This window comes from Dokdonia ponticola (assembly GCF_042653865.1).
Lineage (GTDB): Bacteria > Bacteroidota > Bacteroidia > Flavobacteriales > Flavobacteriaceae > Dokdonia > Dokdonia ponticola.
The window spans coordinates 43,716-57,852 of the sequence record NZ_JBHSFV010000007.1; the positions used below are offsets into that span (position 1 = coordinate 43,716).

General features: G+C 37.4%; 9 protein-coding genes. 3 read left to right on the forward strand and 6 right to left on the reverse strand.

Features of this window, described 5'->3' with window-relative positions:
* From ACFO3O_RS12140 to ACFO3O_RS12160, 5 genes are all read right to left on the reverse strand, one after another.
* Entirely contained in the window at positions 1-492 is a 492-nt protein-coding gene (locus ACFO3O_RS12140) for a DUF4199 domain-containing protein (RefSeq protein WP_379979143.1), read from the reverse strand.
* 188 nt (positions 493-680) lie between these two features.
* Positions 681-4,310, reverse strand: a complete 3,630-nt coding sequence (locus ACFO3O_RS12145; protein ID WP_379979145.1) for an efflux RND transporter permease subunit — start codon at positions 4,308-4,310, stop codon at positions 681-683.
* Between the two features lie 2 nt (positions 4,311-4,312).
* Positions 4,313-5,485: an efflux RND transporter periplasmic adaptor subunit gene (locus ACFO3O_RS12150; RefSeq protein ID WP_379979147.1), complete on the reverse strand. Its 1,173-nt coding sequence runs from the start codon at positions 5,483-5,485 to the stop codon at positions 4,313-4,315.
* Positions 5,486-5,717: 232 nt separating this feature from the next.
* On the reverse strand, positions 5,718-7,061 hold the full coding sequence (locus ACFO3O_RS12155; RefSeq protein WP_379979149.1) for a TolC family protein: 1,344 nt from the start codon (positions 7,059-7,061) through the stop codon (positions 5,718-5,720).
* Complete coding sequence (locus ACFO3O_RS12160; RefSeq protein WP_379979151.1) at positions 7,061-7,666, reverse strand: TetR/AcrR family transcriptional regulator; 606 nt, start codon at positions 7,664-7,666, stop codon at positions 7,061-7,063. Before ACFO3O_RS12160 ends, ACFO3O_RS12155 begins: the two co-directional genes overlap by 1 nt.
* Before the next feature lie 153 nt (positions 7,667-7,819).
* Here ACFO3O_RS12160 and ACFO3O_RS12165 point away from each other — a divergent pair, with 153 nt between their 5' ends.
* Positions 7,820-8,794 (forward strand): polyprenyl synthetase family protein, encoded by a 975-nt coding sequence (locus tag ACFO3O_RS12165; RefSeq protein WP_379979153.1) that lies wholly within the window; start codon positions 7,820-7,822, stop codon positions 8,792-8,794.
* A gap of 8 nt (positions 8,795-8,802) precedes the next feature.
* Here the strand turns inward: ACFO3O_RS12165 and ACFO3O_RS12170 are convergent, their stop codons facing one another.
* Positions 8,803-9,339 carry a hypothetical protein gene (locus ACFO3O_RS12170; protein ID WP_379979155.1) on the reverse strand — a complete coding sequence of 179 codons (537 nt, stop codon included), beginning with the start codon at positions 9,337-9,339 and terminating at the stop codon, positions 8,803-8,805.
* Positions 9,340-9,450: 111 nt separating this feature from the next.
* Between ACFO3O_RS12170 and ACFO3O_RS12175 the strand changes: the two genes are divergently transcribed.
* Both ACFO3O_RS12175 and odhB read left to right on the forward strand, forming a co-directional pair.
* Entirely contained in the window at positions 9,451-12,204 is a 2,754-nt protein-coding gene (locus ACFO3O_RS12175) for a 2-oxoglutarate dehydrogenase E1 component (protein ID WP_379979157.1), read from the forward strand.
* 242 nt (positions 12,205-12,446) lie between these two features.
* Complete coding sequence (odhB, locus tag ACFO3O_RS12180; protein ID WP_379979159.1) at positions 12,447-13,697, forward strand: 2-oxoglutarate dehydrogenase complex dihydrolipoyllysine-residue succinyltransferase; 1,251 nt, start codon at positions 12,447-12,449, stop codon at positions 13,695-13,697.
* The last annotated feature ends 440 nt before the right edge of the window (positions 13,698-14,137 follow it).

A 14,137-nucleotide genomic window follows, 5' to 3' on the forward strand; every position in this document is an offset into this window, starting at 1 on the left:
TTATTTTGAGACTTCTACTTCGTCACCAGTAAACGCTGTAGTTGTTTCTGACTTGGTAGGATTCCAACTTTTTTTGAACAGTTGCATAAAGGATAATGTAAATACTGCTGTCGTAGCAAATCCGCAGATAGCTACGGTAAACAGAATAATAGCTAGACTTGTAGAACTTCCCCAAGGTCCCATAAAACTGTCTGTAAACGTGGGGTTAATATTTCCTGCGTAAATTCCAAAGAATAGTGTAAATAGAAGGGTGGCAACAAATCCAGTAACAATTCCTGTGGTGAACCCTTTAGCGTATGTAAAAGCGTCTTTTTCTCTTAATTTGAATCCTTTAATGACCTCATAAATCCCAAAGCCGGTAATCACACCATTAAACAAACTAAATAACGGATTGGTGTGCCATCCAAATAAAGAAATGAGTAAAAAGTAACTGATCAGCAATCCACTTATGGCAATTGCATATCGTATAGATAGGGTAAGTTTTGTTTTCATAATATTTTTTTGGTTTCCATTAAGATAATTAAAATCGATGATATAGTATAATAACAGCTTGTTAAAAAAGAAATTGATAAAGGCTACGCTTTCGCGAAAGCATACTCAGAGTCATCTAAAAGTAACGGATTTTGAATAAAAAACGCCAGCAATATGCTGGCGTTTCGAAAGGAATAAATTGGGGGATTTTATTCTCCTTCAGGGATTGGATAGTCAAAAGACTCCGTATCCAACACATTTTCTTCTAGCGTATCGGCTAGTTCTTCATCATCCGTCGTAGTTTCTTGAAGATTTGTATCTATAGTAGCCGCTCCTCTAAAGTATAGTTTAATACGATATACAATATAAAAGAGTAAAGGCACAATAATTAGCGTCAAGAAAGTAGCGATGATCAGGCCATAAATGACAGCCCAAGCCAACGGTCCCCAGAAAATTACATTATCTCCTCCTATATAAATACCAGGATCAAAGCTTTGAAATAAACCAAAAAAGTCAATATTAATACCAACAGCAAGCGGTATAAGTCCTAATACCGTTGTAATTGCTGTTAAGATTACAGGCCGTAAACGTGCGCGACCTGCTTTTACAATGAGCTCAGCAACTTCTTCTTTAGGAAGTAAAGCCTTCTCTGGTAAATCTAAAGCAACAAGTTTACGATCTATTAAAAGTTGGGTGTAATCCAGTAATACCACCCCATTATTTACCACAATACCTGCCAAGGAAATAATTCCCATCATAGTCATCATAATAACAAATGGAGCGCCAGTGATTAAAATCCCTCCAAATACCCCAATGAAACTCAGAAAAATCGCGATCATAATAATCATTGGTTTTGAGATAGAACTAAACTGGAAAATCAGTAGAAAGAAGATGAGTCCTAGTCCTGCAAAAAAAGCACCCATTAAGAATTCCATTTGTTTGTTTTGCTCTTCTATCTGCCCTGTATAATTTACTTTAATGGTACCTGGAATAATTTCTTTGGCATCCTGTGTATCCATCTCTTCTTGAATTTGACTAACAATGGCACCTGCATCTGTATATCCGGGTGCTAGTGCGGAATATACCGTCACCACACGTCGGGTATCGCGATGTTTGATAGCACTAAAAGAAGAAGTGTTTTTCGTTTTGGTTACTGCCGCAACAGGAACTTCTTTTATTTGTCCATTGGCAGGATCTCTAAAGGTAATATTCTGATTAAATAGGGCAGAACGATCATATCGTTGGTCTTCATTGAAACGAACATAAATATCATAATCTTCCCCGTCTTTCTTATAAACACCAGCTTTGTCTCCAAAAATAGAACGACGCAATTGGTTTCCTACCATTCCTGTTGGAACTCCAAGTTCTCCGGATTTTTGGCGATCTACCATTACCTGCGTTCCAGGTTTTCCTTTGTTTACATCGATTTTAAGCTCATCAATACCTGAAATATTTTTAGTATTGATGTAATTACGCATGGCTTCTGCCGCGACAATAAGTTCGTTATAATCTTTGCCTTCTAGTTCAATATTGATAGGATACCCAGCTGGTGGTCCTACCGCATCTTTTTCTACAGAGATGGCAATACCAGGATAGATTCCTTTTACTGCTTTTTGCACTTTAGAACGCAACTCTTCACTGTCGGCACCATTGCGAAATTTGTATTCTCGCATGGTGGCTGTGATCTTAGATCGGTGTGGCATTTCTGCAGCGCTACCCCCATCAGTTTGAGGATTTCCAGCACCTTCTCCCACCTGAGAAACCGAGGTTTCTACTAAGAAATTATAATCATCTCCTTTTAAATAGGCTTTATCATTAAAAACTTTAAAAACACGACGCTCAATTTCTTTTGTAATTTCATTGGTTTTAGAAATAGCGGTCCCTTCAGGATATTCTATATAAACAATAATCTGATTAGGAGTATTATCTGGGAAAAACTCAATACTCGTTCGTTTTGCTCCAACAGACGCTCCAAAAGCCATAAAGGTTGCAATAAGAAGTATGAAAATACCTCCCACAAAAAGACCAGGTTTTTTCCCTTTTATAGACCAACCAAGAAATTCTTGATATTTGCGTTCTAACCACGTTAGGAATCTGCGTTGAAAAGCTTCTGTAGCTCCCATTAAAAAATAACGATAGATCCATAAAAAGACAATGGTGACCAGCACTAAACTCCCTAAACCACTTACAGGTCCTCCTACAAAAAGAATCAACAGGCCAATGGGTAGCATGATAAGAGAAGTTCTTATTAAGAATTTGCGAGTCAGTGGGGTTTCTTCGGTTTTCATAAACCTTGAGACCAACATAGAGTTGATAAAAATAGCAACAAATAAAGAAGAACCTAATACGACAGACAGTGTAATTGGGAAGTAAATCATAAACTGTCCCATCACTCCAGGCCACAATCCAAGCGGTACAAAGGCAGCTACGGTTGTTAATGTAGAAATGATAATAGGGAATGCAATTTCCCCTATTCCTTTTTTGGCAGCTTCGATACGAGACATCCCTTCCTCATCCATGAGACGGTACACGTTTTCGACCACCACAATTCCATTATCTACCAGCATTCCTAATCCCATAATCAAGGCAAAAAGAATCATCGTGTTCATGGTGTAGCCCATCAGGTTCAGAATCATAAAACTCATAAACATGGACATTGGAATCGCAAAACCTACAAAAAGTGCGTTTCTAAATCCTAAGAAAAACATTAATACACCTACAACGAGGATAATTCCAAAAATGATGTTGTTTACAAGGTCATTTACTTGATTAACCGTTTTTTCACTCTGATCATTAGCTACTGCAATTTTTAAATCGGGAGGGAAGACGTTTTCTTTTGCGTTTTTGATAATTTCATTAATCTGCTCTACGGCTTCGATCATGTTTTTGCCAGCGCGTTTTTTTACGTCTAGCATTACGACACTTTCACTTACATTTTCATCATTGACACTTTCACCTTCCTCTAGGGTGAGATCTCTTGCATAGGTAGTTTTGTCTTCTTCACTAAAGGTCACTTTTGCAATATCTTTTAAATAGACAGCTCCTTTTTCAGATTTTACTACAAAGTCATTAAGGTCTGATGGATTTTCTATTTCTCCCGTAATACGAATGGTACGACGCTGACCACTAGTTACTAAGTTCCCTGCAGAGAGGGTCATGTTTTCATTGCGAATGGTATTAATGATATCATCAAAACTAATTTTGGCAGCCATCATCTTATAAACATCTACCGCGACTTCCACCTCTTTTTCCTGTGCTCCACGGATGTCTGCGGCTTTAATTTCTTTGAGCGCTTCTATTTCATCCTGAAGATATTCGGCATATTCTTTTAGTTTTTCAACCTGATAATTCCCAGAGATATTTACATTAAGAATAGGCGTTTCTTCTGAGATACTTAAATCAAAAACATTGGGTTCTACTTTAGCGCCATTAAAGGTAGGCCAGTCTTCATTGGAGGTTTCACTATCTACTTCGTCTTTTACTTTTTGTTTGGCTTCTGCGACAGTAAATGTTTCCTCAAACTCTACCGTAATGATCGCATAATCCTCTTGTGCAGTCGAAATAATCTCGACCACTCCAGAAATATTTTGAAGTTTGTCCTCTAGGGGGTCAACAATGAGACGTTCTATATCTTCGGCAGTATTTCCAGGATAGGGTGCAGAGATGTATATTTTAGTTTCGTTAATTTCAGGGAAATTCTCACGAGGCATCCCAAAATAAGCTACTAATCCTAACACTAAAAACAGGGACATCAGGACATAAATAATCGTGGGATTATCTATCGCCCAACTGGATAAGATAAACTCTTTATCTACCTTTTTATTTTTTTTAACCTCCATGATTAATAGGTTTTAACTTTAATTTCTTGATTATCTTTTACAGAACGGGCACCTTCAACAATCAAGTGATCTCCACTTTTTAATCCTTCCAGAACTTCGATGTAGTCACCTTGCGTTTTTCCTGTTTTGATAATTTGACGTTTAGCGATGGTTTTATCGGGTGTGTCCGCTTTCGCGAAAGCGGTATACACATACTGATCTCCTTCTGAGTTTTCATTAATCACACTAAGCGGAATCAAAATGGCATTCTCAGCCGTATAATCATTGATAGATAGACGTGCTGTCAAATTAGGTTTTACCTGACCATCTTTGTTAGGAACATCTACCTCAATTGTAAAACTTCGGTTTGCAGGATTGATATAGTTTCCTGTCTGGCGTACTTTTGAAGTAATTGCTTTTCCTAAAACTGGGAGCATAACCTCTACTTTTTTCCCAGGGGTCACAGTAGCTAAATAGCTTTCTGGAATTTCTGAAGTCACAAACATATCGGTTAGATTCACAATCCTGAAGATAGGTTGTCCTGGAGCTACTACCGTACCTTGATCTGTAATTACTTGGTCAATAATTCCAGAAAATGGAGCTCTTACCACTGTCTTTGCTAACTGACTCTTCATTTGTTTTACCATATTTTCTGAAGATTCATATTGTGTTTTAGCTTGTAGGTATTGTATTTCTGATCCTATTTTTTGATCCCAAAGACGTTTTTGACGCTCATACGTTGTTTTAGTAAGGGACGCTTGAGATTCTAATTGAGCCAATTGATTTGTTAAACCACCATCGTCAATACTAGCTAAAGATTGCCCTTTAGTCACGCGTTGTCCTTCGGTTACATATACTTTATTGAGTGTTCCCTGAAACTCTGGGTAAATCACTACATTTTGCTTGGTTTCTACGTTCCCTTGTACTTCTATAAAATGATTAAATAGGGTGTCTTTAAGTACCAATGTGGTCACTAAGGTTTTGTTTTTAGAACTATCATTCTTTTTGAGAACCTTATCTAGCTCTGTGATCTGAGCATTTAAAGCTGTAATCTCTTTTTTAATCTCTTCTCTCTTTGTTTTGATAGTTTCAAGATCTCCTTTTTCTATGATACTCTCTATAGATTGAGATTCTTTGTCACCGCCACAGGAAGCAAGGAGTAGTGTGATAGTTAAAATTGAAAGTATTTTTTTCATTGGTACTGGTTGTTTATGAGTTTATAGGTTTAAAAGTTTATCTGATGAGATGTTTTTGAACCTTTATGTTTTGATTGATTATTTAATGTGTATGTGATAATTTAAAGTCGTCTTAACTTTTATCAAACATTTAATTTTTCAAAACCGAATGTTTTCATTTTAATTAGTATTTGTTTTTTTAGTGAAAAACAGCGTGCTCCGTTTTTATTTTCTTAATATTTATACTCCTCAACTATTCTTTACCTCTATAGTTAGGTGTGTTCAACACTGTTTCAAGCTCAGCTTTTGAATTAATCATATCCAGCATGGCTTGTAAAACCGCATTTTGCGCTGAGTATAATTGTGTTTGAGCTTGTCGTAATTCAAAGCTTGTTGCAATCCCTTCTTTATATTTGATTTGGTTTTTTTGCTCGATACGTTCTGCCAGTTTTAGATTGCTTTTAAATACCTCAAGGTTATCAATAGCAAGTTGGTGTTCACTTTTTGCTTGTTCGTATGCAAGCCTGATTTGTTCTTGTGTGTAATCAAAATCACTTTCGGCTTGTTCTAATGCAATTTTTGCTTTTTGAGTACGCGCACTTCTCGCACCCGAACTGAATAACGGAACATCAAGCGTTAAGCCAAATATAGAAGAGGCAAAATAACGCTCATCACTATCAAAAAAGTTAAACTCGTTACGCCCTGTTGACGTGCCTACATTGATAAACCCTCTCAGACTTGGTAAGGCTTTACTTCGTTCTAATTTGAGTTCTAAAGAGCGTTGCTCTGTAAGATTGAACGCAATTTTATAATCTACGTTTTTTTCGATTTCTGGATTTTCTTGAAAAAGCCCTAAACCTGGTTTTGCTAGTGATGTAAGCGTGTCTGTGAGTTGTGTTTCGCTAGTGATATCAACACCAATCGCTAGATTGAGCATCTGGATTGCAATCCCTTCAAGACGCTTTGCATTTGTTTTCTGATTAAGGAGTTGGCTATAGGTAATTTGTAATTGTTCTACATCTTCCTCCTCAGCAAGACCGTTTTCATATATAATACGTGTTTCGTCTAGATTTTTTTTAACGGTCTCAATATTGCTATCGAGAATAGCCAAATTTTCTTGAGTAATCAGTACGCTTCCGTAAGCATTGATGACGCCTTTTCTGATTTCTAATTGCGTTTTTTCATTCGCATTTTCAGAAAAATCTAGAAAGGCTTTTGCGGCTTGGAGTCCCACGAGGTAGGAACCATCAAAAATCAATTGTGTTAATGTGGCTGTGGCCGAAGCATTTTGTGAAGTTCCAAAAGCAACAGGTGTAAACGTTCCTGGATCTCCACCAAAAAATTCTGATGGAATAAAGGATACTGGTTGCTTGATTTGATTTTGGTAATCGATCACGCCATTAATTTGAGGAAGACCAGAAGCAGTGGTTTCCCATTTTTGTTTAATGGCAATAGCGATGTCTCTGCGCGCATTGATGGCGGTTTTATTATTGTCTAACGCATAGCTGATTGCTTCTTCTAAGGAAAAACGAGTCTTTTCTTGCGCATAAAGGGAACTCCCAAATAACAATAAAAAAATGATTAGAATTCTTGTCATTACTCTTGGTTTGATTGTATGAGTTTGTTTAATAATTTTCGGCCTTTGGGCGTTACAATACCACGCAGGTGATATTCTAAATACATATCATATAAGATGTGTGGCGGAAACTCTGACGCAGGAAATATATCGCCGTCTTTGATTCCTGTCATTCCTGTAAAATAAATACGAGCTACAAATTGAACATCAATATTTTCTCTAAAAAGCCCTTCGTCCACACCGCGAATTATATTTTCAACCATGCAATCTTGCATAAAGTCATATTGCTTTTTACGTAGGTTACGGTGAATTTTTGGATAGTATTTTTGGAGCTGATACATAGGAGAGGTACGCTCCCCTTTCAAATGCTCTAAAACAAAACGTTTGATGTCATAAAGCTCCTCAATTGGATTTTTTTTATGTCCAGTAATCAGATCGATGCCACTACAAATCATATCAAAAATCCCAGCTGCAGAAGCTTCAATAATCGCTTCTTTATTGCTAAAATGACTATAAATCGTCTTTTTTGATATCGCCATTTCCTTGGCGATATCATCCATGGTAATGCTTTTAAATCCTTGATTTAGAAATAATTCAGTGGCAGTATGTAGTATTTTATCTTTCATAAATTGCGATGCAAATGTACAGAGGAAACTTTAAAAACGATTAAAGTTTCCAAAGTTTTTACGATAATTTAACATTTGGAGTACGCTTTCGCGAAAGCATACCTTTAGCCATAACCTAGGAAAGCTTATTTTTGTGTTCAAATTTTTTTGTAGATGTTATCCGTACTTGAATACTCATCCCTATTTATAGATTACCTGAATCAACGCTCTTTAGATAAAGAACCTAAAAATCTATATGAACCTATTAATTATATTCTTGATTTGGGAGGAAAGCGTTTGCGTCCTGTCTTAACGCTCATGGCAACCGAGTTGTTTGAGCAACCCTATCATAAAGCGTTGGATGCTGCACTAGCGATCGAGATTTTTCATAATTTCTCTTTGGTTCATGATGATATTATGGATGACGCCCCTCTGCGAAGAGGACAGCAAACCGTACATGAGAAATGGGATATTAATACGGGTATTCTTTCTGGTGATGCGATGCTTATTCTTGCGTATCAATTATTTGAAAATTATGACGGCCCTATTTTTAAAGAACTGGCAAAACTGTTTTCTAAAACAGCTATAGAAGTATGTGAAGGGCAACAATATGACGTTGATTTTGAGACCAGAGATGATGTTACGATTCCTGAGTATTTAATGATGATTGAGTATAAGACCGCTGTTTTGGTAGGTGCTGCACTTAAAATGGGAGCTATTGTCGCTGGCGCTTCAAAGGAATGTCAAGAAGCGATTTATAATTATGGAAGAGATTTAGGAATTGCATTTCAATTACAGGATGATTATCTAGATGCTTTTGGTGATCCTGAGACATTTGGAAAACAAGTGGGCGGCGATATCATCGAGAATAAAAAAACATTTTTATACCTCACCGCTTTGCAGAAATCAGCCAAGGATGAGGCGAGACAACTGGAGCATTTATTTTCAATCACACCCATAGATCCTTCTGATAAAATTGAAACGGTAAAGCAGCAATTTATTGATAGCGGGGCTGCAAAAGCCACACAAGAAGAAATGGAAACCTATACGCAGCGTGCTTTTCAATCATTAGAATTAGTAGCGATTTCTGAGGACAAAAAACAGTTGCTACGTGACTTTGGAATGAACTTAATGAAACGCACGATGTAATCTAGCGTTTAAAAATACACTCTTACAAAAGGTTGCCATGCCTCTGCATAAATACCATCATTATTATCAAATAAAACGTTATAGCGGGCACCAATAGTCACGCCTCCATAACGATAGCCCACTCCTAAGAAAAGAGCCGTGTTATTTACATCAAAAGATTGACTCCCTCCAATATCATTAATTTTTTGTGTGCCAAAAAGTTGTTCTAATTCTCCAGAAAGCTGAATCTCCGGAATTGGATTGGCAAGAAAAATACCACTCACACCATAGAGTGTTGAAGAAAAGTCGCCAAATTTTTGATAATTAAAATTTAATCCAGGGCCAAAAGCAATATATTCATTATACTGATAAATAGCACTTGGTGCTACCGTTATTTGTGTGTTATTATTGCCAAATGCAAGACCCAAACCACCTCCAAAACGTACGTTCCTCCAAAACTCACTTCTTGGTGTAGAAAGAGGATCTTCTTGTGCAATAGCTTGATCTTGAAAACTAAAAAAAAGAGCAAATACAATGAAAATAGGAAGGTTCGTTTTTAGTTTCATACAGCTGTTTGTTAAAATAATCTCATAAATATAGGAATTATATACCCCAAAATGTTAAATATCGTATTTTTGTATCTCTATATGTCAGTAAGACATAGATTATAATCAACAATGGATAGATTTTCGTTTCTAAACGCAGCCCATACAGCTTATTTTTCAGAGCTTTACGATCAGTATTTACAAAACCCAGACAGTGTTGAGCCTAGTTGGCGCGCCTTTTTCCAAGGTTTCGATTTTGGAATGGAGAGCAGTGATGCGGTTTCTGATGAGGTAAGAGAGCATACCTCCGTAATAATTCCTGAGAGTGTAAAGAAGGAATTTGACGTCATTCGCTTAATTGACGGATACCGTACCAGAGGACATCTTTTTACAAAAACAAATCCTGTAAGAGCTCGTCGCAAATACGAGCCTACCCTAGAACTTCATAATTTTAATCTCTCTGATGCAGATCTGGATCTAGAATTTGAAGCTGGGTCTGTTTTAGGATTAGGAAAAACCAGCTTACGCGAAATCGTACGCCACTTAGATGCCATTTATTGTGATGCTATCGGAGTAGAATATATGTACATCCGTAAACCTGAAGAGCGTGAATGGATTCAAAATTGGTTAAATAATAACGATAACCATCCTTCTTTCTCTGCAGATGAAAAAAAACATATACTTCATAAATTAAATCAAGCATCTTCTTTCGAAACCTTTTTACATTCTAAGTATGTAGGTCAAAAACGTTTTTCTGTAGAAGGACTAGATGCATTAATCCCCGGATTGGATTATTTAATTGAACTTGGCTCAGAAAAAGGAATTCAGCAATTTGTTTTGGGAATGGCACATCGTGGTCGCCTCAATGTATTGGCTAATATTTTTGGAAAATCACCAGAAGCTATTTTTAGCGAGTTTGATGGAAAAGAATATGACGAAGATGAGCTATTTGACGGAGATGTAAAATATCATATGGGATGGACCAGCTTTCGCGAAAGCGATAAAGGAAACAACATCCGTATGGATCTAGCACCAAATCCTTCACACTTAGAAACCGTAGGTGCCGTGATTGAAGGAATATCACGTGCAAAAATCGACACAAAATTAGACGGAAATAAAAAAGCAATTCTTCCTATCGCCATACACGGAGATGCAGCCGTAGCGGGTCAAGGAATTGTATATGAAATTGTGCAAATGTCACAACTAGATGGATACGGCACTGGCGGTACCATTCATATTGTTGCCAATAACCAAGTAGGGTTTACCACAAATTACCTAGATGCACGATCTTCTACCTACTCAACAGATGTGGGAAAAGTAACGCTCTCCCCAGTACTTCACGTAAACGGAGATGATGTAGAGGCTGTATGTCATGCTTTTGCCTTTGCCTTAGATTTTAGATTAGAATTTGGGCGCGATGTCTTTATTGACATTCTAGGATATCGTAAGTATGGGCATAATGAAGGGGATGAGCCTCGCTTTACACAACCTAAATTATACAAAGCCATTTCAAAACATAAAAATCCAAGAGATATTTATGTAGACCGCCTATTGAATGAAGGAGTGATCAAAGACGGATACGTAAAGCAATTAGAGAAAGATTATAAAAGTGATCTTGAAGAAGATCTAGAAGCATCTCGTAAAAAAGATAAAACGGTCATTACTGAGATCCTCGCAGATGATTGGAAAGACTATACACTAGGTTCTCTAGAAGATATTCTTGCACCTATAGACACGACTTACGATCAGAAGAAATTAAATACCCTGGCAGAGGGGATTACAAAATTACCAGAAGATAAAAAGTTTATACGTAAAATAGAACGAATTGTCGCAGATCGCCATGCACAATACACAGAAAAAAATCAATTAGACTGGGGGATGGGAGAATTACTTGCCTATGCTAGTTTAATGGAAGAAGGTTTTAATGTTCGTATTTCTGGACAAGATGTAGAACGTGGCACTTTTTCTCATCGTCATGCGATTATCAAAACAGAAGACGATGTAGAGGAGATCAATCTTCACAATAGATTAGGTCTAGACGGTCATATGGATATATATAATTCTTTACTCTCAGAATATGGAGTGGTAGGGTTTGATTATGGATATGCCATGGCAGCACCTAAAACCTTAACGATTTGGGAAGCACAATTCGGAGACTTTTCTAATGGTGCACAGATTATGCTAGATCAGTATATCTCTGCAGCGGAGTCTAAGTGGAAAACTCAAAACGGACTTGTAATGTTATTGCCTCACGGATATGAAGGGCAAGGTTCTGAGCATTCAAGTGCCCGTATGGAGCGTTATTTACAACTCTGTTCTCGTGATAATATGATCATGGCAGATGTCACAACACCAGCTAACTTCTTTCACTTATTACGTCGTCAGATGAAGTGGAATTTCAGAAAGCCGCTTGTGGTGTTTACACCAAAATCACTATTAAGACATCCACTAGTTGTGAGCAGTAAAGAAGAGCTTGCTACAGGAAGTTTCCAAGAAATAATAGATGATACTACTGTAGACAAGAAAAAAGTGACATCTCTTGTATTCTGTACAGGTAAATTTTATTATGACCTTTTAGAGTATCGTACAGAAAATGGTCGTGAAGATGTTGCTTTAGTTCGATTAGAGCAATTATTCCCATTACCACAAGATAAAATTAAAGAAGTCATAGCAACGTATCCTAAAGTAACAGATTATGTTTGGGCACAAGAAGAGCCTAGAAATATGGGCGCTTGGGGATTCATGCTCATGAATTTTGATCAAGTCAAATTGCGTGTCGCTTCCCGTAAAGTATATAGTTCACCAGCAGCAGGAAGTAGTACACGATCAAAGGCAAGACATAAAAAAGTAATAGAGAGTGTTTTTGAAACACCAAAACAACAATAAATTCCCGCGAAGGCGGTAATCTCACGAACATGAGAATTCTGCGCAAGTGGAAATCTCACGATAATGAGATTTCACGCAAGTGGGAATCTGATCATAATAAAGATTAATTTTGAAGGAGGATGAGACTTCTTCCTTTGAGAGAGTTTAATTAATAAGTCCGCTTTCAGTTAGTGAAGCGACGCAGAAGTGTATACCAAGCGACGTCGAAGTGCGAAAGCAAAAACAGGATAATAAAAACAACTATGGTTTTAGAAATGAAAGTCCCGTCACCGGGAGAATCGATCACTGAGGTAGAAATTGCACAATGGCTTGTTGAAGACGGCGATTATGTAGAAAAAGATCAGGCGATTGCCGAAGTAGATAGTGATAAAGCAACACTAGAACTTCCTGCCGAAGCGAGTGGTATTATTACACTTAAAGCAGAAGAAGGCGATGCTGTCGCCGTAGGTGCTGTAGTTTGCCTAATAGACACTTCTGCCGAAGCCCCAGCTTCAAGTACTTACGAAGGTGGAGACGAAGGAGGCGGTGATGGTAATGTAGAAGAAGACCTCAAAAAGGAACAAGCTAAAACGCCAAAAACAGGCGAAAAAGCTCCTGCTGAAACTCAAAAAACATATGCTTCTGGAGTACCTAGCCCCGCAGCAAAAAAGATCCTAGACGAAAAAGGAATGAGCTCCAATCAAGTATCTGGATCTGGTCGCGATGGTCGTATTACCAAAGAAGATGCAGTACAAGCAAAACCTTCTATGGGAACACCAGGACCTGGTGCTAGAGGTGAAAGTCGTACCAAGTTATCAATGTTACGTCGTAAAGTAGCAGAGCGTCTTGTAGAAGCAAAAAATACAACGGCCATGCTTACCACATTTAATGAGGTAAACATGCAACCTATTTTTGACCTTCGTGCAGCGCATAAAGAAGCGTTCAAAGCAAAACATGGGGTTGGATTAGGATTTATGTCCTTTTTTACACTGGCTGTGGTAAGAGCTTTAGAAATGTATCCAGCTGTCAACAGTATGATTGATGGAAAGGAAATGTTGACGTTTGATTATAAGGATATTTCTATTGCGGTTTCTGGTCCTAAAGGCTTAATGGTTCCTGTGATTCGCAATGCAGAAAATCTTTCTTTCAGAGGGGTAGAAAGCGAAGTAAAACGTTTGGCTATCAGAGCACGTGATGGACAAATTACGGTAGATGAAATGACAGGTGGTACCTTTACAATCTCTAATGGAGGGGTTTTCGGATCTATGTTATCTACACCAATCATCAATCCACCACAATCGGGTATTTTAGGAATGCATAATATTGTAGAACGTCCTATAGTTATAGACGGAGGTATCGTAATAGCGCCTATTATGTATGTGGCACTCTCGTATGACCATCGTATTATTGATGGAAAAGAGTCTGTAGGGTTCTTAGTAGCGGTGAAAGAAGCACTGGAAGATCCAATTAATTTATTAATGAATGGCGATGTAAAGAAAGCATTAGAAATGTAGACTTTGCAACACATAACTATATAAAAAAACCGAGCCAACTGGCTCGGTTTTTTTGCTTTACAGATACGAACGGTCTCTCAATATATGATGTGTTTGAAGAGACTCTTTGCTATTACGCTATCATCCTTTTGATTGTTCTGCATTCAACTAAGTAACATCACTTGTCATTAGAAAAAGTAGCGTCTTCTATAAAAATTCCCATGGGGTAATTTGTAAAAACCAAACCGAATAAGATATGAGGTAGACAGGTGTTTTTCTTCGTTAATCACATCTCTAAGTATCATTGAAAAGTATTAAGATTATAAGGTTATTGAACGATTATGACTGTTTTATAAGGAATAAAAGACCGAACATACGTTCGGTCTTTTCTATAAAATGGTTTCGTGATCCCCCAATCAATACGCCATTTTAGGGTGAGTGTTCTTATATGATAGGAGCAC

Bases quoted from the DNA above. Each gene is read 5' to 3' on its own strand.
- ACFO3O_RS12140 (WP_379979143.1), bottom strand. From the start codon at position 492: ATGAAAACAAAACTTACCCTATCTATACGATATGCAATTGCCATAAGT.
- ACFO3O_RS12145 (WP_379979145.1), bottom strand. From the start codon at position 4,310: ATGGAGGTTAAAAAAAATAAAAAGGTAGATAAAGAGTTTATCTTATCC.
- ACFO3O_RS12150 (WP_379979147.1), bottom strand. From the start codon at position 5,485: ATGAAAAAAATACTTTCAATTTTAACTATCACACTACTCCTTGCTTCC.
- ACFO3O_RS12155 (WP_379979149.1), bottom strand. From the start codon at position 7,061: ATGACAAGAATTCTAATCATTTTTTTATTGTTATTTGGGAGTTCCCTT.
- ACFO3O_RS12160 (WP_379979151.1), bottom strand. From the start codon at position 7,666: ATGAAAGATAAAATACTACATACTGCCACTGAATTATTTCTAAATCAA.
- ACFO3O_RS12165 (WP_379979153.1), top strand. From the start codon at position 7,820: ATGTTATCCGTACTTGAATACTCATCCCTATTTATAGATTACCTGAAT.
- ACFO3O_RS12170 (WP_379979155.1), bottom strand. From the start codon at position 9,339: ATGAAACTAAAAACGAACCTTCCTATTTTCATTGTATTTGCTCTTTTT.
- ACFO3O_RS12175 (WP_379979157.1), top strand. From the start codon at position 9,451: ATGGATAGATTTTCGTTTCTAAACGCAGCCCATACAGCTTATTTTTCA.
- odhB (WP_379979159.1), top strand. From the start codon at position 12,447: ATGGTTTTAGAAATGAAAGTCCCGTCACCGGGAGAATCGATCACTGAG.